Annotated in this window: 21 protein-coding genes, 14 tRNA genes and 2 rRNA genes; 6 read left to right on the forward strand and 31 right to left on the reverse strand. The window is 51.0% G+C overall.

The genetic code is table 11. The features are described from left to right. Positions 1-26: 26 nt before the first annotated feature. Positions 27-1,118, reverse strand: a complete 1,092-nt coding sequence (locus KNP71_RS08600) for a DUF445 domain-containing protein (RefSeq protein WP_214755936.1) — start codon at positions 1,116-1,118, stop codon at positions 27-29. Between the two features lie 76 nt (positions 1,119-1,194). On the opposite strand from KNP71_RS08600, the gene KNP71_RS08605 reads away from it, so the two are divergent. The 3 genes from KNP71_RS08605 (at position 1,195) to KNP71_RS08615 (ending at position 4,230) form a co-directional block, all read left to right on the forward strand. After that, positions 1,195-2,046 (forward strand): PucR family transcriptional regulator, encoded by an 852-nt coding sequence (locus KNP71_RS08605; RefSeq protein ID WP_058765777.1) that lies wholly within the window; start codon positions 1,195-1,197, stop codon positions 2,044-2,046. Between the two features lie 103 nt (positions 2,047-2,149). Then, positions 2,150-3,250 carry an ABC transporter ATP-binding protein gene (locus KNP71_RS08610; protein ID WP_021066727.1) on the forward strand — a complete coding sequence of 367 codons (1,101 nt, stop codon included), beginning with the start codon at positions 2,150-2,152 and terminating at the stop codon, positions 3,248-3,250. Positions 3,251-3,393: 143 nt separating this feature from the next. Next, complete coding sequence (locus KNP71_RS08615) at positions 3,394-4,230, forward strand: DUF6671 family protein (RefSeq protein WP_029595988.1); 837 nt, start codon at positions 3,394-3,396, stop codon at positions 4,228-4,230. 55 nt (positions 4,231-4,285) lie between these two features. Here KNP71_RS08615 and KNP71_RS08620 read toward each other — a convergent pair whose 3' ends face one another. From KNP71_RS08620 to KNP71_RS08630, 3 genes are all read right to left on the reverse strand, one after another. Then, a complete protein-coding gene (locus KNP71_RS08620) occupies positions 4,286-4,936 on the reverse strand; it encodes an amino acid ABC transporter permease (RefSeq protein WP_021066728.1) in 651 nt (216 codons plus the stop codon). Then, positions 4,933-5,691, reverse strand: a complete 759-nt coding sequence (locus KNP71_RS08625; protein ID WP_029595989.1) for a transporter substrate-binding domain-containing protein — start codon at positions 5,689-5,691, stop codon at positions 4,933-4,935. Before KNP71_RS08625 ends, KNP71_RS08620 begins: the two co-directional genes overlap by 4 nt. 125 nt (positions 5,692-5,816) lie before the next feature. After that, positions 5,817-7,544 carry a phospho-sugar mutase gene (locus KNP71_RS08630; RefSeq protein WP_029595990.1) on the reverse strand — a complete coding sequence of 576 codons (1,728 nt, stop codon included), beginning with the start codon at positions 7,542-7,544 and terminating at the stop codon, positions 5,817-5,819. A gap of 99 nt (positions 7,545-7,643) precedes the next feature. Between KNP71_RS08630 and KNP71_RS08635 the strand changes: the two genes are divergently transcribed. After that, positions 7,644-8,462 carry a sulfurtransferase gene (locus KNP71_RS08635; RefSeq protein WP_029595991.1) on the forward strand — a complete coding sequence of 273 codons (819 nt, stop codon included), beginning with the start codon at positions 7,644-7,646 and terminating at the stop codon, positions 8,460-8,462. A 17-nt stretch (positions 8,463-8,479) separates the two neighbouring features. Here KNP71_RS08635 and KNP71_RS08640 read toward each other — a convergent pair whose 3' ends face one another. From KNP71_RS08640 to KNP71_RS08655, 4 genes are read right to left on the reverse strand one after another with little or no spacing between them, the layout of a single operon-like run. Continuing rightward, positions 8,480-10,912, reverse strand: coding sequence for a glycogen/starch/alpha-glucan phosphorylase (locus KNP71_RS08640; RefSeq protein WP_214830475.1), 2,433 nt, complete (start codon positions 10,910-10,912; stop codon positions 8,480-8,482). A 22-nt stretch (positions 10,913-10,934) separates the two neighbouring features. Beyond that, on the reverse strand, positions 10,935-12,374 hold the full coding sequence (gene glgA, locus KNP71_RS08645) for a glycogen synthase GlgA (protein WP_131472214.1): 1,440 nt from the start codon (positions 12,372-12,374) through the stop codon (positions 10,935-10,937). A gap of 10 nt (positions 12,375-12,384) precedes the next feature. Continuing rightward, positions 12,385-13,485, reverse strand: a complete 1,101-nt coding sequence (gene glgD, locus KNP71_RS08650) for a glucose-1-phosphate adenylyltransferase subunit GlgD (protein WP_021066734.1) — start codon at positions 13,483-13,485, stop codon at positions 12,385-12,387. A 34-nt stretch (positions 13,486-13,519) separates the two neighbouring features. Then, a complete protein-coding gene (locus KNP71_RS08655) occupies positions 13,520-14,674 on the reverse strand; it encodes a glucose-1-phosphate adenylyltransferase (protein ID WP_029595994.1) in 1,155 nt (384 codons plus the stop codon). Between the two features lie 152 nt (positions 14,675-14,826). On the opposite strand from KNP71_RS08655, the gene KNP71_RS08660 reads away from it, so the two are divergent. Beyond that, positions 14,827-16,614 (forward strand): transglycosylase domain-containing protein, encoded by a 1,788-nt coding sequence (locus KNP71_RS08660; protein WP_236355803.1) that lies wholly within the window; start codon positions 14,827-14,829, stop codon positions 16,612-16,614. Between the two features lie 30 nt (positions 16,615-16,644). Here KNP71_RS08660 and KNP71_RS08665 read toward each other — a convergent pair whose 3' ends face one another. The 7 genes from KNP71_RS08665 to desA form a co-directional block, all read right to left on the reverse strand. After that, positions 16,645-17,535, reverse strand: a complete 891-nt coding sequence (locus KNP71_RS08665) for a hypothetical protein (protein ID WP_058765770.1) — start codon at positions 17,533-17,535, stop codon at positions 16,645-16,647. Then, positions 17,532-18,089 carry a DUF5366 family protein gene (locus tag KNP71_RS08670; protein WP_021066738.1) on the reverse strand — a complete coding sequence of 186 codons (558 nt, stop codon included), beginning with the start codon at positions 18,087-18,089 and terminating at the stop codon, positions 17,532-17,534. The genes KNP71_RS08665 and KNP71_RS08670 overlap by 4 nt, the downstream gene beginning before the upstream one ends. Before the next feature lie 226 nt (positions 18,090-18,315). Next, positions 18,316-18,789 (reverse strand): tRNA (uridine(34)/cytosine(34)/5-carboxymethylaminomethyluridine(34)-2'-O)-methyltransferase TrmL, encoded by a 474-nt coding sequence (trmL, locus tag KNP71_RS08675; protein ID WP_021066740.1) that lies wholly within the window; start codon positions 18,787-18,789, stop codon positions 18,316-18,318. Positions 18,790-18,799: 10 nt separating this feature from the next. Then, positions 18,800-19,243, reverse strand: coding sequence for a methylated-DNA--[protein]-cysteine S-methyltransferase (locus KNP71_RS08680; protein WP_021066741.1), 444 nt, complete (start codon positions 19,241-19,243; stop codon positions 18,800-18,802). Further along, positions 19,224-20,372 (reverse strand): tRNA epoxyqueuosine(34) reductase QueG, encoded by a 1,149-nt coding sequence (gene queG, locus KNP71_RS08685; RefSeq protein ID WP_214830486.1) that lies wholly within the window; start codon positions 20,370-20,372, stop codon positions 19,224-19,226. Before queG ends, KNP71_RS08680 begins: the two co-directional genes overlap by 20 nt. A gap of 78 nt (positions 20,373-20,450) precedes the next feature. Further along, positions 20,451-20,521 (reverse strand) — tRNA-Gly (locus KNP71_RS08690). A gap of 225 nt (positions 20,522-20,746) precedes the next feature. Beyond that, the gene (desA, locus tag KNP71_RS08695) at positions 20,747-21,766 is read right to left on the reverse strand and encodes a Delta(5) desaturase DesA (protein ID WP_214830476.1); all 1,020 of its coding nucleotides are present in this window, start codon (positions 21,764-21,766) and stop codon (positions 20,747-20,749) included. Between the two features lie 360 nt (positions 21,767-22,126). Here desA and KNP71_RS08700 point away from each other — a divergent pair, with 360 nt between their 5' ends. Next, positions 22,127-22,720, forward strand: a complete 594-nt coding sequence (locus tag KNP71_RS08700; protein ID WP_029595998.1) for a DUF6241 domain-containing protein — start codon at positions 22,127-22,129, stop codon at positions 22,718-22,720. Between the two features lie 41 nt (positions 22,721-22,761). On the opposite strand, the gene KNP71_RS08705 is transcribed toward KNP71_RS08700, so the two are convergent. From KNP71_RS08705 to KNP71_RS08780, 16 genes are all read right to left on the reverse strand, one after another. Further along, on the reverse strand, positions 22,762-23,802 hold the full coding sequence (locus tag KNP71_RS08705; RefSeq protein ID WP_029595999.1) for a DUF2332 domain-containing protein: 1,041 nt from the start codon (positions 23,800-23,802) through the stop codon (positions 22,762-22,764). A gap of 160 nt (positions 23,803-23,962) precedes the next feature. Beyond that, a tRNA-Leu gene (locus KNP71_RS08710) sits at positions 23,963-24,043 on the reverse strand. A 9-nt stretch (positions 24,044-24,052) separates the two neighbouring features. Further along, a tRNA-Cys gene (locus KNP71_RS08715) sits at positions 24,053-24,126 on the reverse strand. Between the two features lie 8 nt (positions 24,127-24,134). After that, positions 24,135-24,209, reverse strand: a tRNA-Gly gene (locus tag KNP71_RS08720). 4 nt (positions 24,210-24,213) lie between these two features. Continuing rightward, positions 24,214-24,288: transfer RNA gene (locus KNP71_RS08725), tRNA-Gln, on the reverse strand. A gap of 6 nt (positions 24,289-24,294) precedes the next feature. Then, positions 24,295-24,370: transfer RNA gene (locus tag KNP71_RS08730), tRNA-His, on the reverse strand. A gap of 18 nt (positions 24,371-24,388) precedes the next feature. Next, a tRNA-Trp gene (locus KNP71_RS08735) sits at positions 24,389-24,459 on the reverse strand. A gap of 3 nt (positions 24,460-24,462) precedes the next feature. Next, a tRNA-Tyr gene (locus tag KNP71_RS08740) sits at positions 24,463-24,546 on the reverse strand. A gap of 3 nt (positions 24,547-24,549) precedes the next feature. Beyond that, positions 24,550-24,625: transfer RNA gene (locus tag KNP71_RS08745), tRNA-Phe, on the reverse strand. A gap of 27 nt (positions 24,626-24,652) precedes the next feature. Next, a tRNA-Asp gene (locus KNP71_RS08750) sits at positions 24,653-24,728 on the reverse strand. Positions 24,729-24,735: 7 nt separating this feature from the next. Beyond that, positions 24,736-24,809: transfer RNA gene (locus KNP71_RS08755), tRNA-Met, on the reverse strand. 17 nt (positions 24,810-24,826) lie between these two features. Further along, positions 24,827-24,901: transfer RNA gene (locus tag KNP71_RS08760), tRNA-Glu, on the reverse strand. Between the two features lie 19 nt (positions 24,902-24,920). Further along, positions 24,921-25,011: transfer RNA gene (locus tag KNP71_RS08765), tRNA-Ser, on the reverse strand. Positions 25,012-25,024: 13 nt separating this feature from the next. Further along, a tRNA-Asn gene (locus KNP71_RS08770) sits at positions 25,025-25,099 on the reverse strand. 8 nt (positions 25,100-25,107) lie between these two features. Next, positions 25,108-25,223 (reverse strand): 5S ribosomal RNA (gene rrf / locus KNP71_RS08775). A 98-nt stretch (positions 25,224-25,321) separates the two neighbouring features. Then, positions 25,322-25,404: ribosomal RNA gene (locus KNP71_RS08780) — 23S ribosomal RNA — on the reverse strand; the annotation flags it as partial.

A 25,404-nucleotide genomic window follows, 5' to 3' on the forward strand; every position in this document is an offset into this window, starting at 1 on the left:
TCCTAAATACTATTAGGGCGTGCCTCTTAAATGATGGCAATCAACCCTTGAATCAACCCAATCATACCACCTAACAAGGCGCCAAGCCATGTTATTGCCCGGAACTCTCGTTTCGAGATCGAGAGAACAATCTCTTCGAGGTACGATGTATCGAGCGAGCTCACCTGCTCTTGCACGATTTGGTCGATTTTGAGGCGGTCCATGATCGTCTCCATTTGATCCGTGAAGCGCGTAATGACGAGTCGTACTCCAGCCGGGACGAGCTCGTCGACGACGCGGTCTTCAATGTCCCGTGTGTACGAGTGGACCGTTCGATCGAGCAACTCCCCGACCGGCAAGCGCGAGACGACTTCCGTCGTCACACCGTCAATCAACCGTTCCTCTAGACGGTCGTCAAGCAACGTATCGACCGACCGTTCGCTGAACCGTTCGAACTCACGTGTAATCATTTCCGCCATACCCGATCGCGTCGAGCCGCCGCGGAGGATATTGATAATCTCCGGTCGAATCATCTCGACAAAATTCAAGTTCTGGACGAAACCGGCGATGAATCCAAGCCGACGCTGGACGAACGAGTCGACCATGTGTCGAAGTTGGGCCTCACCCTCGACGGAATAGAAATACTCCTCCGACTTGACGAGCAAGGTATCGACAATCTCCGGAATGATGCCCCGGACGCGGTCCATGCCGTCTTCACCGAGAATCTCATACAGTTTACGCGACTTCACATCTGCGAGGACGAGCCGGAGCTCTTGGCGGAGCTTCGTGTCCGCTTCTGCCAAGACACGAGTCTCGGCATCCGGATAAAGTGGTTCGATGAGCGATCGAATCGTCTGATCCGAGCGCAGCATCGTCCGCACCTCACCTTGGACGTAATACGTGATGTGGCCACCGACCTGTTCATCGAGCAGGCGCTTACGCATCCCTTCCGGGGTCAACAAGTGTTTGACGACGGTCTTACCGAGGCTCGTCGCCAACTCATCGCGCCGTTTCGGGATCAAGCCTGGCGTGAACGGGACGCGCATGTTCCCAATATATTTAGGGTGATGGGGCCGGAATAACATTTTGATGGCGAGGAAGTTGGTCACTCCCCCGATTGTCGCACCGATGGCGATCATAATGAATACTTTGACTAGACTCTCCAAACTGTCTGCCTCCGATCTGAAATATGATACATTTATTGAAGAGGTGATTGTGTTGACTACGTTTGAACGAATTAAATCGATTTTCCCGATGGCTGTCCATCGGTCCGAAGAAGCGTCCAGTGACGTTCGCTGGTATCAAGCCCAGGACGGCACGGTCTTCGGTCTCCCTAAACTGGAGCTGACGGAGCGTGAGCGACAGCTGCTTGAATGGTTCGCCACCCCACTCCTGACAAGACTCGACCCACGACAAGCCAAATGGCAGGACCGTCTACTCACCGATGCGTACCGGTTCGACCGGCCGTTCCGTCTCATGTCGCTCGTCCTGCATTATCAAGACCCTGAGGCACTCGAACAATTTTTAGACGTGTTAGCTGACTTTATGCCTGAAGCAGAGATTGTTCTCATGACCCGGTCTCACGTTGAAATCATTGAGACCGATCAGTTCGTCGAGCTGACCGAGTTCGAAGACGTCTTGCGGGCGATCGCGAGCGATTGTTACGTCGAGGCGCATGTCGTCTATAGCGCACGTCCGCTCGGTGACCTTGCGCCACTTTATCACCAGCATCAGGCGCTACTCCCACTCGCCAAGCTCTCTACTAAAGCTTACCCTGCTAGTCAATTATTATACCATTATTTACTACAACGCCATGAGACTTTTGATGTACGTCCCCGTCTGACGGCCCCTGTCGTCGCGTCACTCGATAAGACGACGATCGATTTATTGGAGGCGTTGTTCGCCAACTCGTTGAACGTATCGCACACGGCCAAGGCGTTATTCATGCATCGAAATACGCTCAACTATCGGCTCGATCGGCTCTACGAAGCGACCGGTTATGACGCTAGGCAGTTCTACGATGCCAGTCTGCTCCAATTGATTGTCACGTTGCACAAATCTGAGTAATCGTTTTTGTGCAACGTGTACATATTCGATGCAAGCGGTTTCATCGTATAATCAGTCTTGTAAGCGCTATTATACAAGAACAGATTCCCAGGAGGCTAACGACATGGCAGAAATTCAATTAAATCACATTGATAAAATATACGACGGTGGTGACTCGAAGGCAGTCAGCGATTTCAACTTGCACATCAAGGACCGCGAATTCATCGTCTTCGTCGGACCTTCAGGTTGTGGTAAATCGACGACGCTCCGTATGATCGCAGGACTCGAAGAAATCTCGAGCGGCGACTTCATCATCGACGGCAAGCGCATGAACGACGTCGCACCGAAAGACCGCGACATCGCCATGGTCTTCCAAAACTACGCACTTTACCCGCACATGAGTGTCTATGACAACATGGCGTTCGGTTTGAAACTTCGCAAGTTCCCGAAAGATGAAATCGACCGTCGCGTCCAAGATGCGGCCCGTATCCTCGGACTTGAAGAATACCTTCAACGTAAACCGAAAGCACTCTCTGGTGGTCAGCGTCAACGTGTCGCCATCGGCCGTGCCATTGTTCGTGATGCCAAAGTGTTCTTGATGGATGAGCCGCTCTCAAACTTGGATGCCAAGCTTCGCGTTCAAATGCGTAAAGAAATCATCCAGTTGCACAACCGTCTCGACACGACGACGATTTACGTTACCCATGACCAAACGGAAGCGATGACACTCGCGACTCGGATCGTCATCATGAAAGACGGAATCATCCAACAAGTCGGTTCGCCAAAAGAAGTATACGAAAACCCAGACAACATCTTCGTAGCCGGCTTCATCGGATCACCTTCGATGAACTTCTTCCGCGGTAAATTGGCTGATGGGAAGTTCCTCGTCGGCGGCGAAGAAATCAACGTCCCTGAAGGCAAAATGAAAGGTCTTCGTGACCGCGGTTACGTCGGCAAAGAACTCGTGCTCGGAATCCGTCCAGAATCGATTCACGATGAGCCAATCTACATCGACTCGCCAACGACGCACACGTTCCGCACGCACATCGACGTTGCCGAGCTCATGGGCGCTGAGTCGTACTTGTACGCTGAACTCGGTGGCCACCAGTTCACGGCACGGATCGATGGACGTTCGAACATCCACATGGGTGACGATGTCACACTCGCACTCGATATGACGAAAGCTCACTTCTTCGACACGGAGACAGAACTCGTCATCCGTTAAGCACTACGATATGTTGAAGTGAACCGTATACATACGGTTCACTTCTTTTTTATTTCATACTATTCCATAGGCGTTTACACTGCGTGAATTATTCCTTTATAGTCTTTATAAGGACTCTGATTTGCTTAGAAAGGAAACCATTTATGAATTATTTAAAAGATCGAGATGTGCTATTGGTGACAATTCACCAAAAAGAAAAAGTTATCAAACCTCTCCTTGAGGACGCATTCGGATGCAACGTACACGTGAGTCCGCTCGACACTGATCAATTCGGAACATTCACACGGGAAATCAGTCGAAAACAATCTCAATTTGATACAGCAAGAAAAAAAGCGACTAGGGGTCTGGAACTGACCAATCATCATGTTGGGGTAGCGAGCGAAGGCACATTCGGATTCCATCCTCTCGCGCCCATTCCTTGGAATACTGAACTGGTATTACTGCAAGATGACGAATTAGAGCTTGAATTACATGGTTATTATGAAGGACTCGACACAAACTTCAGTCATACAATAGTTCAAGATTACCCTTCTGCACTGCAGTTTGTTAATAAAGTTGGTTTTCCAGATCATCATGTGATTCTCCGATCAGATGATGAACATTCATCCATTATGCTAAAAGACATCACCAGTGAATCGCTATTAAAAGAAGCTTTTACATACTGTTTTAATAAGTCAACGAATCGACAGGTCTTTATCGAGACAGACATGCGGGCGTATGCCAACCCAACTCGAATGAAAAATATTGAGAGCGCGACGAGGCAACTCATTGAACAGGCAAACTCACTCTGCCCATCCTGTGGCACACCGGGCTTCCGTATCGTCCGCAAAGTACCTGGTCAATTATGCGAGCAATGTCATACTCCCACAAAACAAATAATGCAACATGTTTATGCCTGCTCGACTTGTAAGTATCAACAAACCGAATATCTTGGAGATTTATACACATCTCCAAGATATTGTGATGTGTGTAATCCCTAATAAAAAAAGCAGCCTGCTATCTCCCCATAAGGAGAAATCATGGCTGCTTTTTTGGTTAACGAATCGCGTAGCGACGTTCAAGCCGATGCTGTCCTGCTTGGATGAGCGTCGATAAAATCCAATAGATCGACGCCGAGAATAAGAGAAGCGGCATGACGAGATACGTCGTCGCTGCGATTTGGTCCGAGACGTATGTCAACTCCTGCACCGCGATGACCGAACCGAGTGACGTCGATTTGATGATATCGATGACCGAGTTGGACACCGGTGGGATTGCACGCGATAGCGCCTGTGGGAAGATGATATCCTTGAAGCGCTTCGCACGCGGGATCCCAAGGGCGACGCTCGCCTCGACTTGCCCGCGATCGACCGAATTGATGGCCGCGCGGAACGCTTCCGAGATATAGGCCGCAAAGTGAAGGCCTAACCCGAAAATGAGCGCCTGCATCCCGCTCAACTGGACGAAACCGGTCAGACCGACGTACAGGATGAGAAGTTGCAAGAGGAGCGGTGTGCCCCGGAAGAACGAGATATACGTACGAGTGAACAAACGAACGACTTTGACAGGGCTGCTGTGTAAGACAGCGATGATCAGACCGAGCACCAAGGCGAGGAGAATCGACAGGATACTGGCGATCAACGTCAATTGTACGGCTTCGATATAGGCCGAACGGTTCTCGATGACGGTCGTGATCAGTTCACTCATTGACTGATGTCCTCACCGAAGTACTTCTCACCGATCTCAGCCATCGTGCCGTCTTCTTGCATCTCAGCTAACGCGTCGTCCAACTTGTCGAGCACGTCTGAGTCTTGACGTGTCATGTAGCCCGCTTCACTCTTATTGAAGACGTCTCCGACCGCTTTCACGTCGTAACCTGTCTTCTCAAGCTCCGTCAAGATGAAGAGACGGTCGTTGAGTGCCGCATCGAGACGTCCGACTTGAAGGTCTTGGAGCACTTGGTTCGCGCCTTTGTAGAACTTCACTTCAGCACCGGCTTCTTCAGCGAGCTGAGCGTAAACTGAACCTTGTGTCGAGCCGACGACTTTGCCGTCGAGGTCATCGATGCCTTGAATGTCTTCGTTGTCCGAAGCGACGATGACTTGCGCACCTGATACCGCGTACGGAGTTGAGAACGCGTATTTCTCTTCACGTTCTGGCGTGATACTCATTTGGTTGGCAATCATGTCGATGCGTTCTGCGTCGAGGGCCGGTACGAGTCCTTTGAAGTCCATCGGCTCGTATTCGACCGTGTAACCGGCACGCTCGGCCGCTTCGTTCAATACGTCGATGTCATACCCTGTGATTTCACCTTTGTCTTTGTACGTGAATGGCGGGTACGTCGCTTCTGTCCCGACTGTGATGACGGCTTCTTCTGAGCCGCTGTCTGTCTCTGTCCCGCAAGCCGCGAGCACCCCGAACGATGCTCCGATTGCAAGTACTGCTGTTAATGATTTTTTCATGGTAATTTCCGCCTTCCTGATAATCCGTATATGATTACATGGTTATGAACAATACACTCATCATACTGAGGGGGGCATATCTTGTCAAACAAAAGACACCACCCTCGTCAGGGCGGTGTCGTCGATTAATCGATTGCTTTCGCTTGCTTCATAACATCACGTTCAATCGCTTCCCGTTTCACTGTCGTTTTCTCCGCGCTATCGGCGTGGACACTGAAATAGAATTTGATTTTCGGTTCGGTCCCAGACGGACGCAGGCAGAACCATGAGCCGTCCTCGAAGATGAATTTGAGTACGTTCGACGATGGCAACTCGATCGCTTCCGTCTCGCCTTGCTGCAAGTTTTTCGCGACTTGTTGCTTGTAATCCTCGAAGCGGACGACTTCGTAGCCGCCGACTTCTTGTGGCGGATTGGCGCGGAACGCCTCCATCATTCGACCGATTTGTTCGAGACCGGCCTTCCCTTTCAACGTCATCGATTGGAGCGACTCCTCGTAGAAGCCATACTTCTCATAGACGGCTTGGAGGGCATCGTACAACGTGCGCCCGTGCTGTTTATGGAAAGCCGCCATCTCGGCGCCGAGTAAGCACGCCTGGACGGCATCTTTGTCACGGCAGAAGTCTCCAATCAAATAACCGTAGCTCTCTTCGTAACCGAATAAGAACTGGTACTGGCCCGACTCTTCATACTGCTTGATTTTCTCGCCGATGAATTTGAAACCGGTGAGCGTGTTCTCGAGGTGGACCCCATACGCCTTGGCGATGGCCGCCCCGAGTTCTGATGTGACGATCGTCTTCGCGACGAAGCCGTTCGTCGGAAGCGTCCCCGTCTCCACTTTTTGAGACAAAATGTAATCCATGAGAAGCGCCCCGGTCTGGTTCCCCGTCAAGACGAACCATTCGCCATTGCGGTCACGGACCGTGAAGCCGACACGGTCGGCGTCTGGGTCCGTCGCCATGAGCAAGTCGGCCCCGACGCGGTCGCCGTACTGCATCGCGAGCTCGAAGGCAGCTCGTTCTTCCGGGTTCGGATAACTGACCGTCGGGAATGCCCCGTCCGGCTCAGCCTGTTCGTCGACGATGGTGACGTGTTCGAACCCATATGCTTTCAATCCTTCCATGACCGGGCGACGTCCCGTCCCATGAAGTGGTGAATAGACGATTTTGAGCGGATCGCCTTGGACGTCCGTATGAATCCGAATCGATTGGAGAGCTTCCATGTATGCCGCATCGACCGACGCATCGACCGTGACGAGTGTGCCCTCGGACCGAAGCGGTGCCTCATCTTTAACGTCAATCTTCAATTCATCTTCGATGGCATTGACGTACGAGACGAGCTCATCGGCTTCGGCCGGTGGCAATTGTCCACCGTCGGCGCCATACACTTTGAAGCCGTTATATTCCGGCGGGTTGTGGCTCGCCGTGATGACGATGCCGCCGAAGGCGTTCAAATGACGGACGGCGAATGACAACTCTGGCGTCGCCCGCAAACTCGGGAACAAGTATGTCTTAATCCCGTTCGAAGCGAGTGTGCGTGCCGCCTCGAGCGCAAACTCTGGCGAGAAGTGACGCGAGTCGTGGGCGATGACGACGCCGTGACGTTTCGCTTCTTCCCCTGACGCGGCGATAAAATCGGCAAAGCCTTGCGATGCCTTGCGAATCGTATAGATGTTCATCCGGTTTGCCCCTGGACCGATTTCACCGCGCATACCGCCCGTCCCGAATTCGAGCGTCTTATAGAAGGCATCCTCGAGTGATGTCTCGTCTTGCTCGAGCACCTCGAGTTCGGCGCGCAAATGCGGCTCGAGCGCCTCGTGTTGTTTCCATCGGTCATATGTCTGTTGCCATGTCATGGTCAGTTCCCCTTTCGACATTCAAAAATTCAATCGAAGTACTCGCCAATTTGTTCCATCTTGTATACGATGGGAGTAACGAAACTTCGAGGTGATACTATGTTTCCAACTATGCGTGCCCAAGAATTGAAACACATCGTCCATACGGACTCGATCCGCTTCATTGATTGCCGCTATTCATTAAACGACGCCTCATACGGAAAGTATGCGTATCGACAAGGACATCTGCCTAACGCCGTCTTCCTTGATTTGATGGAAGACTTGTCCGGACCGTTGTCCGAGCACGGCGGACGCCATCCGCTGCCGTCTAAACAGGCATGGACCGAAACGCTCCGCCGCATCGGGATTCAACGCGATGACTTGGTCATCATCTACGACGACGGCTTCCCGTTCGCCGCTCGTGCGTGGTGGTTATTCAAGTGGGCCGGCCATGAGCGCGTCATCGTGCTCGAAGGCGGCATCCAATCCGGCATCACTTACTGCGGGGAGACGACGACAGACGTCCCGTCCTATCCCGTTTCCGACTATACACCCGTCTTCCAAGACGAGATGATCGCGACGATTGAAGACGTGCGCGCCGCCACCGTCACTGGTGGGTTATACGATTCAAGAACGGCCGACCGTTACGACGGCAGCCATGAACCGATTGACCGCAAGCCCGGGCATATCCCGAACGCCGTGCTCTGTCCCTATACCGAGGCCGTCACCGACTTAGGGACGCTTCAAGACTTCCACGATTTGAAAGAGCATTACGCCGACGTCCTCGATGTCCCGAATCCCATCTTTTATTGCGGGAGCGGGGTCACCGCCTGCGTCAACATTTTGGCGCTACACGCCCTCGGTAAAGACGATGTGCGTCTGTACCCCGGCTCTTACTCTGATTGGATTAGTTATCCAGAAAACAAGGTCCACCCGTAACGGGTGGATCGCTTTTTTTATTTGACGCTCGTCGGTTTAATGTTCCAAACGGCGTTCGCATATTCTGTGATCGTCCGATCACTCGAGAAGATACCCGATTTGGCCGTATTGACGATCGAACTCTCGGCCCAGCGTGCCTTGTCGGCGAATACTTCATCGACACGACGCTGTGCCTGCATGTATGACGCGAAATCTTTCAAGACGAGGAAGTCGTCATTATAGACGAGAAGCGAATCGAAAATCGCTTGGAATTGGTATTCTCCAACCTTGTCGAATGTCCCGTTGACGAGTCCGTCGACGACGTTGCGCACGTCCGTGTTCGCATGATAGATGTCGGCCGCATGGTAACCGCCGAACTTCTTATAGTTCATGACTTCTTGCGGTGTCAATCCGAAGATGAAGATGTGGTCGTCGCCGACCGCGTCGCGAATCTCGATATTGGCGCCGTCGAGCGTCCCGATTGTGAGCGCCCCGTTCATCATGAACTTCATGTTGCCGGTACCTGACGCCTCGTAGCTCGCTGTCGAGATTTGCTCACTCAAGTCCGAACCTGGGAAGATGCGCTCGGCCATCGAGACGCGATAGTTCTCAAGAAAAACGATTTTGATGAAGCGGCTCGCCCGTTTGTCATTGTTGATCATCGACGCAAGGGCGTTGATATAGCGAATGACTTCTTTGGCATAATAATACCCTGGTGCCGCCTTCGCCCCGAAGATGAACGTACGTGGGACCATCGTGAACGTCGGATCGGCTTGAATCTTTTGATAGAGCGCGTGAATGTGCATCGCGTTCATCAATTGACGTTTATAGGCGTGCAGTCGCTTGACTTGGACATCGAAAATCGAGTCCGGGTCGACGGCGATGCCCGTCTCGGCTTGGATATAACTTGCCAAATCCAGTTTGTTCTGTTGTTTCACGTTCATGACCTGTTCTTGGAAGCTCGCATCTTTCGAGACACCCATCAACTTCTCGAGATCGTTCGGATGTTCAATCCATGATGGACCAATTGCATCCGTAATCAAATTCGAGAGGCGTGGATTCGACTTGAGGAGCCAGCGTCGATGCGTGATGCCGTTCGTCTTGTTGTTGAACCGGAGCGGGAACATCTCGTACAAATGACGCATTTCGCGTTGCTTCAAGATGTCCGTATGAATCCGGGCCACCCCGTTCGTCGAGTGCGAACCGACGACGGCAAGGTTTGCCATGTTGATGTGTTCGTTCGATACGATTGCAATCTCGCCCATATGTGGCTCGAGATGCGGATAGTTGACGAGGACGTCTTTACAGAAACGGCGATTGATTTCCGTGATGATTTGATAAATGCGTGGCAATAACCGTTCATACATCTCGACCGGCCACTTCTCGAGCGCCTCGGCGAGGAGTGTGTGGTTCGTGAACGACATGACGCTCTTCGTCACACGCCACGCTTCGTCCCAGCCGTAACCATGATCGTCCATCAAGATCCGCATGAGTTCAGGAATGGCCACGACCGGATGCGTGTCGTTAATATGGACCGCATAATGGTCGCCTAAGTGCTTCAAGGATTTATTATGACGTAAATAAGACGCGATCATCGACTGGACGCCCGCCGAGACGAAGAAGTATTGCTGCTTCAAACGAAGCACTTTTCCTTCGTACGTCGTGTCGTCCGGATACAGGAATTCAGAAATGGTCGCAATCGACTGCTTATACTTCAACAAATCTTTATACGACCCTTTCGTCCGTTCCATATACTCCTCATCATCAAACGGCGACTCGGCGCTCCAAAGTCGGAGCGTGTTGACGACGTCGTTTTTGTACCCGATGATTGGCATATCGTAAGGGACGGCCCTTACGACTTCGTCCGGATGGTGGACGACCCGGAGCCGGTCACCGATTTGACGCATCTCAATCCAGCCGCCGAAATTGACGTCGATGGCGCGATCCGCTCGGCGTGTTTCCCACATGTTCCCGTCACGAAGCCAGTTGTCTGGCAACTCGACTTGATAGCCGTCGACGATTTTTTGTTTGAACAAGCCGTAACGGTAGCGAATTCCGTTCCCGTGTCCTGGGAGACTAAGCGCTGCGAGCGAGTCAAGGAAGCAGGCGGCTAGGCGGCCGAGACCGCCGTTACCGAGACCTGGTTCCGGCTCATATTCGGTAATATCGGTGAAATTGAATCCGAGCTCATCGAGTCCCTCTTGCACGACTTCGAGGACGTCCATACTGAGTAAATTGTTGTATAGAAAACGACCGAGCAAAAATTCAAGTGAGAAATAAATGACTTGTTTACTTTGTTTTTCTTCATGCTTGTCGCGGGTGTTGATCCATTTCGGAATTGCCTGCTCGCGCACCATCGTGGCCAACGTTTGATACACTTCCTGCTCGGTCCCTTCATCAAACGACTTCCCGTTTAATGCGACAAATCTCTCTTGGAATGAAGTGACGAAGCTCTGTTTGTCTGTAAACATATGTGTGTAAAACTCCTTCCGGTCATGCAAATAGGTGATACAACTCACGGTATTGCTTCGCAGATTGTTTCCAACTAAAGTCCGCGGTCATCGCTTGGTGGACGAGCGCGTTCCACGTGTTGTCCTCGTAGAAGACGCGAATCGATTTCTCGATCGTCGCGAGCATCTCGTGGGCGTTATAGTTCAAGAAACCAAAACCTGTGCCTTCTTGTGTGTATTCGTTATACGGTTTGACCGTATCGCGCAGTCCGCCCGTCTCTCGTACGATTGGGAGCGTCCCGTAACGCATTGAGATGAGCTGGCTGAGACCGCACGGTTCGAAGCGGGACGGCATGAGGAATGCGTCCGATCCGGCATAAATCAAGTGTGCGAGTTCGATATCGAAACCGATATACGACCCGACCTTGCCAGGGTGCGACGCCGTCATGTGATGGACGATGCCTTCATATTCCGGTTGACCCGACCCGAGGAACACGAACTGACAGTCCAAGTTCCCGAGCTCTTCACTCACCGCTTCAATCAAATCGAGGCCTTTTTGTTCCACGAGTCGACTGACGAAACCGATCAACATGATATCGTCACGCACCTCGAGGCCGAACCGTTCTTGAAGCTCACGCTTGTTGACAAGCTTCCCTTCTTTGACCGTATCGAGGTTGTACGTCTGGGCGATGCGCTTGTCCGTGCTCGGATCATTCGTCGCCAAATCGAGGCCGTTCAAGATGCCTCGGACGTCGACAGACCGGTAACGGAGTGTCGCATCGAGCCCTTCTCCGTAATACGGTTCCATGATCTCATCGCGATACGACGGGCTGACCGTCGTGATTTGGTCAGAGTGGACGAGACCCGCCTTCATGTAGTTGACGAGACCGTTATGTTGAATCCCTTCCGCCGTGAAGTGTTCCGGACCGAACTGTAACAGCTCGCCGAGGACCGCTTCCGGGAAGATGCCTTGATATTGCAGGTTATGGATGGTAAAGACGGTACGAATGCGTTGATACGCCTCGATATGTTGATAATGGATCCGCAAGAAGGCTGGGACGACACCGGTCTGCCAATCATGACAGTGGAGCACGTCAGGCACGTCTTCCGCTTCGAGCTTGCCAATCATCTCGAGAACGGCACGAGAGAAGAATGCGAAGCGCTCGGCATCATCGTAATGGCCATAGAGCACGCCTTCTCGTTTGAAGTAATATTCGTTGTCGATGAAGTAATACGTGATTCCATCGCGTTCAAGCTTGAGGACGGCACCGAACTGCTTGCGCCAGCCGACCGGAACGATCAGATCGAACATGTACTCCATCTCATCTACGTATTCTTGAGCGATCGTGCCATATTTCGGCATGATGACACTCACTTCTTCACCAAGGCTAGACACCGCTTGAGGGAGCGAGCCGATGACATCGGCAAGCCCCCCCGTTTTCATGAACGGTGCTGCTTCTGAAGCGACATACCATATTTTCATAATATCCCCCTTACACCGTTGTCCGTTTTCCGATTACGATCGGCTCATCGACCGTACCACGAATGACTTGTCCTCGTTTGACGACCACTTCTTTATCTAAAATGGCGTTCTCGACGACAGCACCTTCTTCGATGATCGATTTGGATAGAATGATTGAATTTTTGACGCGGGCGTGTTCGCTGACGACGACACCGCGGAAGAGAATACTGTTTTGGACTTCGCCGCTGATTTTACACCCGTTCGCGACGAGCGCCTCATTCACTTTCGACCCGTTCAAATAGCGCGTCGGCGGCTCATGTTTAATCTTCGTATAGATGTGCGGGAAGTCGTAAATGATTCCCTCATGACGAAGTAAGCGCATACTCTCATTATAGTATGAAAGCACAGAGTGAATCACCTGCATTTTGCCAGTATAGTGATACCCGTGAACGTGGAGACGGTGAAGCTGCGGACGGATGACACCGTCGAGCAAGTCATACTCGCCTCTTGACGTCGCTTCATCGACGAGACGAAGGAACAGGTTTTTCGACATGACGATCGTCTCCGTATACGTATACTCATCGCTCGGGCTGTATCCGCGCTCACCGATGCCGACGACGCGATCGTTCTCGCCGAGACGGATCGGGCGGCAATAGCCACACTTCTGTTCATGGCCTGTATAGGCGAGCGTGATGTCCGCCCCCATCGATTTGTGATGCTCGAGCATGTCTTGGAAATCGATTGTCGTCAACACGTTCGAACCTGTGATGACCACATACGGTTGCTTGCTACGCACAAAATGTTCGCGGTGCATCGAGAAGTTGGCCAAATCGCCGAGATAGGCTTCTCCGTCAGGTTTGAGTGCCGGCGGGAAGATGTGCAGGCCGCCTTGTGAGCGGTCCAAATCCCATTCTTTCCCTGATCCCAAGTGGTCCATGAGTGAGCGGTATTTATCAAGTGTGAAAATACCAACTTGGTTGATGCCTTGAGTGATCATGTTCGTCAATGTAAAGTCAATTAGGCGATAACGCCCTGAGAACGGGACAGCCGCTAAATTGCGGTGCCCCGTGAATTCAGGAAATAAACCCTCTTCAGTTCCTAAGTTGATGATTCCTAACAAATCATTCGTCAACAGTAACGCCTCCTTGCGTCGGTCTTTTTTTAAATCAAACACGTTGTTTGAAGACTGTGCCGCTCTCGATATTTTCATGTGGTTCAATGACAACGATCTCACCACCCGGCTCGCCAACTGTCGCCCCGTCTTGAATGACGGCACAGCTCGCGACGATCGCTCGATGAATCGTTACATCTTTTCCAATCCGTGCTCCCGGCATGATGACCGAGTCTTTGACGAGCGAGCCTTCACCGACACGTACATCGTAGAACAAGACCGAATGTTGGACCTCGCCTTCGATTTGGCAGCCTTCGTTAATGACCGACTGTTCGACACACGCATCTTTCCCGATGAATTGCGGTGTTTGGTTCGGGTTGACCGAATAGATTTTCCAGTTCGGATCGTAAAGGTCGAACGGTGGATCTTCTTCGAGCAAGTCCATGTTGGCTTCCCAAAGCGATTGAATCGTTCCAACGTCTTTCCAGTAGCCTTTGAATTTATAAGCGAACACGTCTAAGCCGTCGAGAAGCGTGTTCGGAATGATGTTTTTCCCGAAGTCGAAACTTGATGTCTCGTCTTCCGCGTCTTGAATCAAATGCTCCCGAAGTACTTTCCAGTTGAAGATGTAAATCCCCATCGAGGCCAAGTTGCTCTTCGGCTTCTCTGGCTTCTCGTCGAACTCATTGATGCGAAGATCGTCGCTCGTATTCAAAATCCCAAAGCGTGGCGCCTCGTCCCATGGAACTTCCATGACTGAGATTGTGACATCGGCTTGTTTCTCTTTATGGAAATCGAGCATCTTCTCATAGTCCATCTTGTAAATGTGGTCCCCCGATAGGATCAACACGTACTCCGGATCGTAGTCGTCGATATAGCTCAAGTTCCGATAAATCGCATTGGCCGTACCTTCGTACCAGTTTTTTCCCGACTGAGCTTGGTATGGTGGTAAGATGGCCAAGCCTCCATTGCGGCGGTCCAAATCCCAGGCTGACCCGATGCCTAGGTAACGGTTCAATTCCAGTGGTTCATATTGTGTTAACACGCCCACCGTCGTGATTCCCGAATTGGTACAGTTCGATAATGGAAAATCGATGATCCGGTACTTCCCTCCAAAGTTGACAGCAGGTTTTGCCGTCTTCCGTGTGAGAGGCCCGAGTCGTTTCCCTTCTCCTCCTGCGAGGAGCATCGCAACCATTTCTTGCTTCATAGTACAGCCTCCTAAATTCATAATATAAACATCTATTACCCTCTTTCTCTACTTCCTAATGTATTCCTGCCCAAATTATTATATGATAACGTTTACATTTTGAATTTTTTTGAAAGATTGACGATATAATGTATGAAGAGAGAGGTGAGACGATGCGAGCGTGGATTGGGACACTATTTTTTGCTGGACTGTTAGCCGTCGGCGGGACGATCAGCGGAGCGTTAAAAGAAGAAATTGAGCAAGCGAAACAGATTATGACGTGGGGTGAAAAGACGGTCAACGCTACCCCGCTCGCGTCGAAACATGCCGTCACGTTGACGTACAAAGGCGGGACGGAACGGCTCTATTTGAACGGTCGACGCGATGACGTCTCTGTCGCGCGCTTTCCGGCCCACCTCCGTGAAGCCATCATGACCATCGAAGACCGCAAGTTTAACGCCCATCCGGGATATGACCTCGGTGGTATCGCTCGGGCTTTCATCAATAACGCCAATGAATCCTCGCGCCAAGGCGGCAGCACCATCACCCAACAGCTCGCCCGGAACGTCTATTTGACGCACGAGCGGACATATGAGCGCAAAGTGAAGGAATTATTGCTCGCCCGGGCGCTTGAAAAACAATATAGTAAAAAAGAAATTATGACAGCATACAGCAATGTCATCTTCTTCGGACATAACGTTTACGGGATTCAAGCAGCAGCCGAGACGTATTTCGCCCGCCCGCTCGAAGATTTGAACTGGAATCAAATCGCTTTCCTGTTAACCATCCCGAACAATCCATCTTTATATGATCCGCTCGATCCGTCAGAATCGTTCTATGAGCGCAAAGATCGAATCCTCACCCAGCTCCGTGATGCCGGCGTCATATCGAGACAAGCGTATGAAACGCATCATGGGGTGAAGCTGACGGCGACGTACCGTCAACACGTCGTCCGTTATCCCGATTATATGGATACGGTCATGAAAGAGGCGATTCGACTCGTCCGCTCACGTTATGATCTCGATGAAGAAGCAGCCAGAGACTACTTGGCGACCAATCAAGCGACAATCGAGACGCATCTGTCCGTCGCCCGGCAACAACAGGCGAAACAAGTCATGACAAAACTGCCGAACGGTTTGAACGGCGGCTACGCCGAGCTGACGCCGAACGGACGCATCATCGCCCTCGTCGATTCAGAGATGACCCAATCGGGTGAATTCAATCGGGCCACGCAAGCGTTCCGCCAACCTGGGTCAGCCATCAAACCTGTCCTCGTGTTCGCGCCCTATATAGAAGAGACCGGAGCGAAACTCGATACCATCCTCGACGGTCGGCCAGTCTGTTACGGGACGTATTGTCCGACGAACAGCGGAAATCGTATCCTCGGTGATGTATCGTTCCGCGATACGGTCGCGTATTCCTACAACACGCCGGCGCTCGCCGCCTTCACCGCGATCGATCAAGAGGCAGCGTATACGACGGCGGACATGATGTTCAGCCAGTGGGACGCTAAGAGCGATAACAGTCTCGCCAGCGCACTCGGCGGTTTGACCCAAGGCGTGTCGCCCAAAGAGCTTGCCGCCGCCTATACCCCGTTTCTCAACCAAGGCGTGTACGTGTCCGGCCAGACGATTAAACAGATTCGCTTCGAGTCGGGCGCAGCTACGATCACGCCAAGCATGACGAAGCAAGCTGTCTGGTCGAAAGCGACCGTCGCGACGATGCGGGAGGCGTTGTCCGCTGTCACCACTTACGGGACGGGACGTTACGCCAACCAAATCAAAGGGCCTTATATCGGCGGGAAGACCGGTACGACGAACTCGCATAAAGACATGTGGTACGTCGGTTTGACCGATGAGTCAATCACGGCCATCTGGCTCGGCGCCGACACGCCGCGGCCGTTCCCGGAGCTCGCCAACCGGGCCTATCCTGCTATCGTTTGGACGGAAGCACATCGCTAAAAAGCCAGGGACATCGTTGTCCCTGGCTTTTTATGGTCGTCGATACGTCTGGCACGTGTAGTCCCCCCATGCCTCGAACAGTTCATGTTGTTGAATCAGTTTCCATGGATTGAACAGCGTCTGCCCGTTCTTGTTGAAGAAGAGTCCGGCGCCGATGCAGTATGTCGCGTGTTGGACACGCCCTGCCTCATCAACGAACGTGAGCACATCCCCTCGTTCGGTCAGTTCCGACTCGGTTCTCATGTAACCAGCCTGACCGAGCGTCTGGAGGAATGTGCCAGGATGGACCCATTGCGTCGCCATCCACTCCGCACCTGTCACCGCGAACAGCGTGGCCGCGAGGCAATTGCTGCCTGACGTGACCGGGAAGGTGTTAGCAAGGCGTCGCACATGGTCAGGGCAAGTATCGGGAATAGAACTCGCCGTCCACTCGTCCCAAGCTTTGGCGTACTCGAACGTCAGTTGACGACGCATCTCGTCTGGCATCACCTGAAAGGCTGACTGATGTAAGATGAGATACGGCACATCGTCTACCGTCACAATCGAAGTCGCCAACGAATCGATTTCCATGTCAGTCGCCGGGAAAACGAGCCCCCGTCCGACCGTGACTTGATAGGCAAGCAACTCGCGTCTCACTTCTGGCAATAATGTCGCGACCCACCCCGGCGGCGCATGCAAGACGACAACAGCCTCGCGGTCGATGGTCCAATACGTATAGGCGTTGGCCATGCGGATGTCCCGATAAGACGGATGCACGTCGAATTCTGCCCGTGGGATCATCAAGACATTCGCATCCGCACCGAGTCGCGTCACGAGTCTCGCATCCGCCATGAATAAGTCCATCGGTGGCACCATCGAACCCATCCATGCCTGGACGACTTCTTCGGTCGGAATGAGGGGAATCGTCGCATTCACCGTCATAGGATGATGTCCCCGACCGAGTTAAACAAGCGTAGCATCGCCCAAGCGAGGCCGCTCAACAGGATGGCCCACATCATCGCTTGAATCAAGAGCAGACCGATTGCCCGAAACGTCGACATCAACTGACTGACTTGCCATATGTAATAGAACAAATAGAGGACGAATGTGCCGAGCAATACCGCGATGACGGCAAGGAGCGAGTTCAGGAACAAGAAGCTGATTCCCGACCCGACCAGAAAAATCGTCGCCCCTGGCTTGAGACGATGGAGCGAGCTGCCGTTCGTCTCACGCGCGAAGAAGGCGAATCCGAGTTGATTGAACGTGTCGGCCACGAGCTTGAAGGCGCTGAACAGCATGAAGTAAATGGTAAAGAACACGACGAGCACGAGCACTTTTGACTCCTGTACGGACAACAGGGCGATAATCTCGCTGTAGACACCGACACGGGTCAGCCATTGAATCACATACTCGCTCGTGGCGATCGCAAGCGACATCGAGAACAGAATAATCCCAATCAACGGGGCATAGCTTAACAAGTACACGTTTGTTTTCATATCGGCTCCAATTTCACAAGAATTTCTCATATTCAGTGCAAATCTATTATCAAGTATATTATAATATTCGTAGTCACGGAGAACAAAAGGGGGATTTTCAGATGGGTTTGTTACTAATGGTCGGAATCAGCGTCGTCTTCCTCGCAGCTATCTTTACAGCTGGATACAACAGAAAACCTGAAGGTAATCAATAAGAGCCGAGATTCTCACGAATCCGGCTCTTTTTTTATTTCAACCCAGCATATCCTTGTTGGCGGAGCGCCTCATAGACGATAATCGCCGCCGTGTTCGAGACGTTGAGCGATCGCACGAGGTTCGATTGCGGCAAGCGGATGCAACGGTCGAGGTTATTCTCGATTACTTCCATCGGCAACCCTTTCGTCTCGCGACCGAAGACGAAGAAATAGTCTTTGTCGACCGCAGACACGTCGAGGTCACTCGGGTACTGTTCCCCGTACTTGGTAATGTAGAAGAACTCTCCGTCCGGGTGCTTGGCCCACAGTTCGTCAAGCGAATCGTGATACCGCACGTCGACGAACTGCCAATAATCGAGCCCGGCTCGTTTGAGCATTTTATCGTCTGTCGAAAAACCTAACGGACGAATCAAATGAAGCACCGAATTCGTCGCGGCACATGTGCGCGAGACGTTACCTGTATTCGCCGGGATTTCTGGTTGGAACATTACTACATGGATTGCCATAATCTACTCCTCACTTCACTTGTTCGAGATCAAGTAATCGTTGTTTTTGATGAATACCGCCACCGAAACCGGTCAGTTGTCCTCCGCTACCGACGACCCGATGGCACGGGAAAATGACGGGCAACGGATTCCGGTTCAGTGCCTGGCCGACCGCACGAACCGCTTTTGGTCGTCCGATTTGTTCGGCGATTTGTTTGTACGTCCGCGTCTCTCCGAACGGGATTGTTAAGAGCGCGTCCCATACTTCTTGCTGAAAGACGGTCCCGTTCATCTCGATCCACTCGCGGTCAGACGGTTGAAGCCCGTCTTGTTCGACACGTTCAATCAGTTCGGTCAGCCAAGCTGGTGCCGAACCATCATCCGCTTCCGTCTCCGCAAAGTCTAACGCACATAGCTTTCCATTGGCGTTCAATTCATAGCCTAACGTTCCCCATTTAGATGACACGGTCTTCATGACTCCACTCCTCTCGGAATAATCGAATCTCTTCATGTACGAGCTCCGACGTCTCCGTCGACTCAATCTGTTGATAAATCGTCTCGGCTTCGGCTCCGAGAATCGCCCCGATCGCCCAGACCGCTGTCGCCCGCATGTCTTCGCGCTCATCTTGTTGGATGAAGTCTTCGAGCACCGGCACGGCCGATGGTTCCCGATAATGGGCCAACGCTAGAATCGCATTTCGCTGAATCGGCTTTTTGCCGCGCCATGCGCCAGACAGATGGCCGAACTTCGCTTTGAACTCCCGATTGCTCAAGTTCAGTAACGGGACGAGCAACGGTTTGACGATTTCCGCTTCAGGAAGCAGTTCCTCATGATGGCGCCAATCCTTCTTCCGATTATACGGACAGACTTGTTGGCACGTGTCGCAACCGTAAAGCCGTCCACCGAGCTTCGAGCGGAACTCGCGTGGCATGAGCGTCTTCATTTGCGTCAAATAGGCGATACAACGTTTTGCGTCGAGCACACCCGGTTCGATAAGCGCCGTCGTCGGACATGCCGTCATGCATTTCGTACATTCTCCGCACCCGTCCTCAATCATCTCATCCGGTGGTAAGTATGTGTCCAGGATCATCTCGCCTAGATAGAGGTACGACCCCTTCTCGGGCGAAATGATGGAACAGTTCTTGCCGCTGAAGCCGATTCCGGCCCGTTCGGCCACCGCCCGATCGACAAGCTCTCCCGTATCGACCATCGAGCGTGTCCGGACGCCCGGGACGAGCTGTTCAATATACGCCTGCAATCGTTCGAGTCTCGAGCCAACAGCGCGATGGTAGTCGAGCCCCCACGATGCCCGGGCGAACAAACCGCGGCGCTCATCGGCCACACTACGCGGCGCGTCCTTCAATTTGCTCGGATACAAGATGGCGATTGCAATAATCGACTGCGCTTCTTCAAGTAACAGCGTCGGTGTCGTCCGTTTGTCCAAATCAGGCTCCTCGAACCCCGAAGCGAATCCCTTTTCTTGTTGCTTCACGAGACGTTGCTTCATGACGATGAACGGGTCGGCCGTCGTCACTTTCAATTCGTCAATCCCAATCGTCGTCGCGTACGTCACAATCTTCTGTTTAAGTGTTTCCGGGCTCATCCCGTTCATCGAATCACCTCTTTCATGCCTATTTTCGCATACAAAAAATCTCCCCGCCAGTCGGCAGAGAGATGATGAAGCGGGTGAAGAGAATCGAACTCTCGTCATCAGCTTGGAAGGCTGAGGTTTTACCATTAAACTACACCCGCATGGTTCATATGAGTCGGCTGTAAAAGCGACTACAATCAATATACATCTATACCTTTCGGAAGTCAACACTTTTAAAGAAATTTCTTTGATGGCTTATCAAGTCTATATATTTATTGTATGAATACATCTAATTCCCTTATTTATCTTCTTTAAATCATATCTCAATATAAGATAGCTGTGGCGATATAAAAATATCCTGCCGACAAAGTCGGCAGGAATGTGCGTCACAACGATGACGTTTTCGGTTCCCGAAGCAAGTGCTTAATATCGCTGAACGTGACGAACGTCTTGTTCTGAGCATCGTACAGTTTGTAGCGTAGCGACTTCAAACTCGACCATAGACCAATCGTCGTCGCTTTTTGGAGCGGCGGCGTCGACGTATGGGCTTGTTCAAGGTTGTAGTTCGGTACACGCGGGCTCAAGTGATGAACATGGTGGAAACCGATATTCCCGGTTACCCACTGCAACACTTTCGGCAACTCGTAATACGAGCTTCCTTCGATCGCAGCCTTCACGTAGTCCCACTCGCTCTCGTCCTCGAAATACGAGTCTTCGAACGTATGCTGTACGTAGAACAACCAGATTCCAAGGACACCGGCTGTGAACATCGTCGTGCCTTGAACAATCAAGAACGCTTTCCAACCGACAATCGCGATGACGAGCGCATAGAGAACGACGAGCGACAAGTTAATGAGGTATGTGTTATTCCGTTCTTTTTTACGCGCATCTTTCCGATTGAAACGGCTTGTGACAAGAATCAAGAACAACGGCCCGAGACCGAACATGACGAGCGGGTTACGGTATAGACGATATTGCAATCGAGTCCATCTCGATGCCTCGACGTATTCTTCAATCGTCATGACCCAAATGTCACCGACGCCACGTTTGTCCAAGTTACCACTCGAAGCATGGTGAATCGAATGCTCTCGTTTCCATTTCTCATATGGGAACAACGTTAGAATCCCCATAATCGTCCCGACGATAGCGTTCGCTTTTTTATTCTTGAAAAACGAACCGTGCGTACAGTCGTGGAAAATGATGAACATCCGGACAACAAAACCAGCTGCGACGATGGCGAGTGGAATGGTCAAGAAGACCGAGATTTGGAGCGCCTGATAGGCAAGAATCCAGGCGGCAAGAAACGGCAAGATTGTGTTGATCATCTGCCGGACGCTCTTCTTCACATCGGCCTTTTCAAACGGCGAGACATGCTTTCGGAGCTGGGCGATTTTTTCTTTACTCATGTACAACTTCCTCCTCAATTGCAAATAGCGATGACGACAACAAAAATGAAATATGAAACCAAATACAGTATGAGATTGACGAGCAACGTGACCGTCATTAGAATTTATTCATCATAAAATATTATTACCAGGTAATTATATCACATCACAGATGGAAAAACGTTCATTCAAAATGAGTTATCAAATCATTTTTTTGTTTCTTTTATCTATTTTTCCATATTAATCCCTTATATGGGATTAATGGTATTTGAAGTATGTTAAAATCCAACTATGTACAGATAGGAGGCAATGATATTGTTCAAAAAACTGAAACAGGTATTTACCCCGAAGTGACTCATCATCACGACTAGCGTCCTCATCTTGCTCATTCCAGTCTTTTGGATCAGCTACACGTTTTATAAAAACTTAAGTCAAGGTGTCGAGAATGAGAATCTTGATGACAAATACGCAAAGCGCGTCAAAGAACTACAAATCGAAGTATCCAAGGAAGACCCATTAGACCGCAGAGGCAACTCCACCGCAAAGACTCGCGTTGAACTAGAGGTCTCTTTCAATGAAGAGAAACCAAATCGAACTGAATTGATCAAAAGCATGCACTTGATGACACATCAAAAAATATCAGCTCGTGCTAAATGGGGGGCGATTCCGATGACACCACAGAATATTCAACAATCGGCTGAATACTTGAATCTTCTAAAATCAAAATTCAAGATCGAAGATGACATATACGCCGAATTGAACATCATGCTCGAAAATTGGTCACAAGGCGACTCCTCCAAAGCCGACACGGAGCAAGATCGTTTGTTGCATTTCCTCCAAGCGAATAGAGGATTCTCAAACGGATTGGCGACTGAGAACGAAGAGGAACTCTTTATCCTGAACAATTTTGGACCCGATTACTTACATACTTTGGACGAAGCGACGTACACGTCATATGAAGAATCATCTCCGTGATGGTTCTTTTTTTCATTAATCCTAAAAAGCTCTAACCGAGGTTAGAGCTTACCAAATCTTTGCTCAAGATTTTCTTCCGTTTCTGGTGATAGCAACCAGTTGAACCAACGTCCATGCCCATCCGTTTCAGCGAGCACGTACTCACTCTTCCTACCATCGATAATAAGATCGAGGTGGAGCAACTTGTCTTGGACATTATTATAGATGTGACAGACGTCCCGGTACTCCCCGATACAGTCGACTTGACGCAAAAGCTCATACTTGGTTTCAAGTGGCATTTGATTCGCCACGTGTGTATGGAAGATACAGACGATGCTGTCCGTTTCAATCGAATCGACTCGTGTTTTTAATAATTGAACTCCATCCCCTTGAATCAACTCCAATGGTTGTGATCCGATCAACGCACTCGCCTGTTCAAATAGCTCGAGACGAGTTGTATGTTCCGGCCATATAAGCGAATTCAACCATAATTTTTCATCGCCATCGGTCAAATCGACGATATTCAAATCAAACCCGATTCGTTCCCGGACTGGAGGAATCGGTAGATTCAGTCGAGGTCTTCCTTCGCCAATCACCTCCGCTGAAATCTCGAGGGATGACGTGACGTTCCCGACCAGTTCGCTGTCGTCATATCGATAGCTGTACTGGTCCCATAAGAGCTGTAGACCGGCGCTCGTACCAATCTCCACTAAAGACAACGGTTGCTTTGAGTATCTAGAAATCATACCGAACACTGGATATAAATACGCACACCGTCTCACTTCGTTCGTTTGAACGAGCCTAGTCTGTAAGAGAGCAACCAACTCAGTTTCATAAGTTTTGCAAAATTGCTGAAAACTCGGAAATAGTCCTTCATCTACCTCTTTCGCTTCAATGGCCACGCTTGGGTAATAGTCGCCTAATGGATGCTGGTGCCCACTCAAGAGCAGATAATGGACTGCTCCAAACAACAGGTTCGGAATAGGCTGTCCTGGATTGGCTTGCTCACATAATGTGAGAATCGACACGTCTGTCGCTATCTCGTTCGACAATGATTCATAAAGAACACTCGAACCTCTACACTCGTTTGAAGCAAATCTCATAAAAGCTTGAGCGATTTGATTTGTCGGCAATGTACTTCCCCCTTCGTCCCCTTGCACAATCGTACACTCCTTGCTTATTCCTTACGCATCGCTCACTTCCCTTTATTTTTAAACTTTCACATACAAAAAAAAGACCCTAGCCTCAGCTAGGATCTACGGATACCGGTGGTCGGAGTCGAACCGACACTCCAGAGGAACACGATTTTGAGTCGTGCGCGTCTACCAATTCCGCCACACCGGCATATTATGTTGGAGGCGCCAGTCGGAATCGAACCGACGATAGAGGAGTTGCAGTCCTCTGCCTTACCACTTGGCTATGGCGCCAAATTTAATGGAGCGGAAGACGGGATTCGAACCCGCGACCCCGACCTTGGCAAGGTCGTATTCTACCACTGAACTACTTCCGCATAATGGCTGGGCTGGAAGGGATCGAACCTACGCATGTCGGAATCAAAATCCGATGCCTTACCACTTGGCTACAGCCCAATAAAATGGGGCGACTGAAGGGAATTGAACCCTCGAATGCCGGAATCACAATCCGGTGCGTTAACCACTTCGCCACAATCGCCATAATTATATTAGAAAGCAGGGGCAGCAGGAATCGAACCCGCGCTGACGGTTTTGGAGACCGTAGTTCTACCGCTAAACTATGCCCCTAGGTGGTGGGGGGGGGCGGATTCGAACCGCCGAACCCGAGGGAGCGGATTTACAGTCCGCCGCGTTTAGCCACTTCGCTACCCCCCCACATGGTGGCTTTGGACGGAATCGAACCGCCGACACAAGGATTTTCAGTCCTTTGCTCTACCAACTGAGCTACAAAGCCATGTATGTAGTAATTTAATTGAAAAAATGGCGGTCCTGACGGGATTCGAACCCGCGATCTCCTGCGTGACAGGCAGGCATGTTAACCGCTACACCACAGGACCACACTAATTGCGGGGGCTGGATTTGAACCAACGACCTTCGGGTTATGAGCCCGACGAGCTACCAGACTGCTCCACCCCGCGACGATATAAAATTTAAATGGTGACCCGTACGGGATTCGAACCCGTGTTACCGCCGTGAAAGGGCGGTGTCTTAACCGCTTGACCAACGGGCCATACTATTGATTGAAAAACTGGCGGAGAGCAAGGGATTCGAACCCTTGAGACGGTTTTGCCGCCTACACGAATTCCAATCGTGCTCCTTCGGCCACTCGGACAGCTCTCCAAAAAGAGAAAAGTGGCTCCGCAAGTAGGATTTGAACCTACGACCTACCGGTTAACAGCCGGTTGCTCTACCACTGAGCTATTGCGGAACGATCTTGCCTGGCAGCGTCCTATCCTCACAGGGGGAGACCCCCAACTACTTTCGGCGCTGAAGCGCTTAACTTCCGTGTTCGGCATGGGAACGGGTGTGGCCGCTTCGCTATCGCCACCAGACAAGTATTATATTAACATTATTTAGTCATAACGTCAATATTTTTTAAGAGATTGTTCTCTCAAAACTGAAGACTCATCAATTCATACAAACCTTAGACTAGATCAAAGCCTCGACCGATTAGTATCATTCAGCTCCACACGTCGCCGTGCTTCCACCCATGACCTATCTACCTCATCGTCT

Origin of the sequence: Exiguobacterium sp. s56 (genome assembly GCF_018618255.1) — a bacterium.
Lineage (GTDB): Bacteria > Bacillota > Bacilli > Exiguobacteriales > Exiguobacteriaceae > Exiguobacterium > Exiguobacterium chiriqhucha.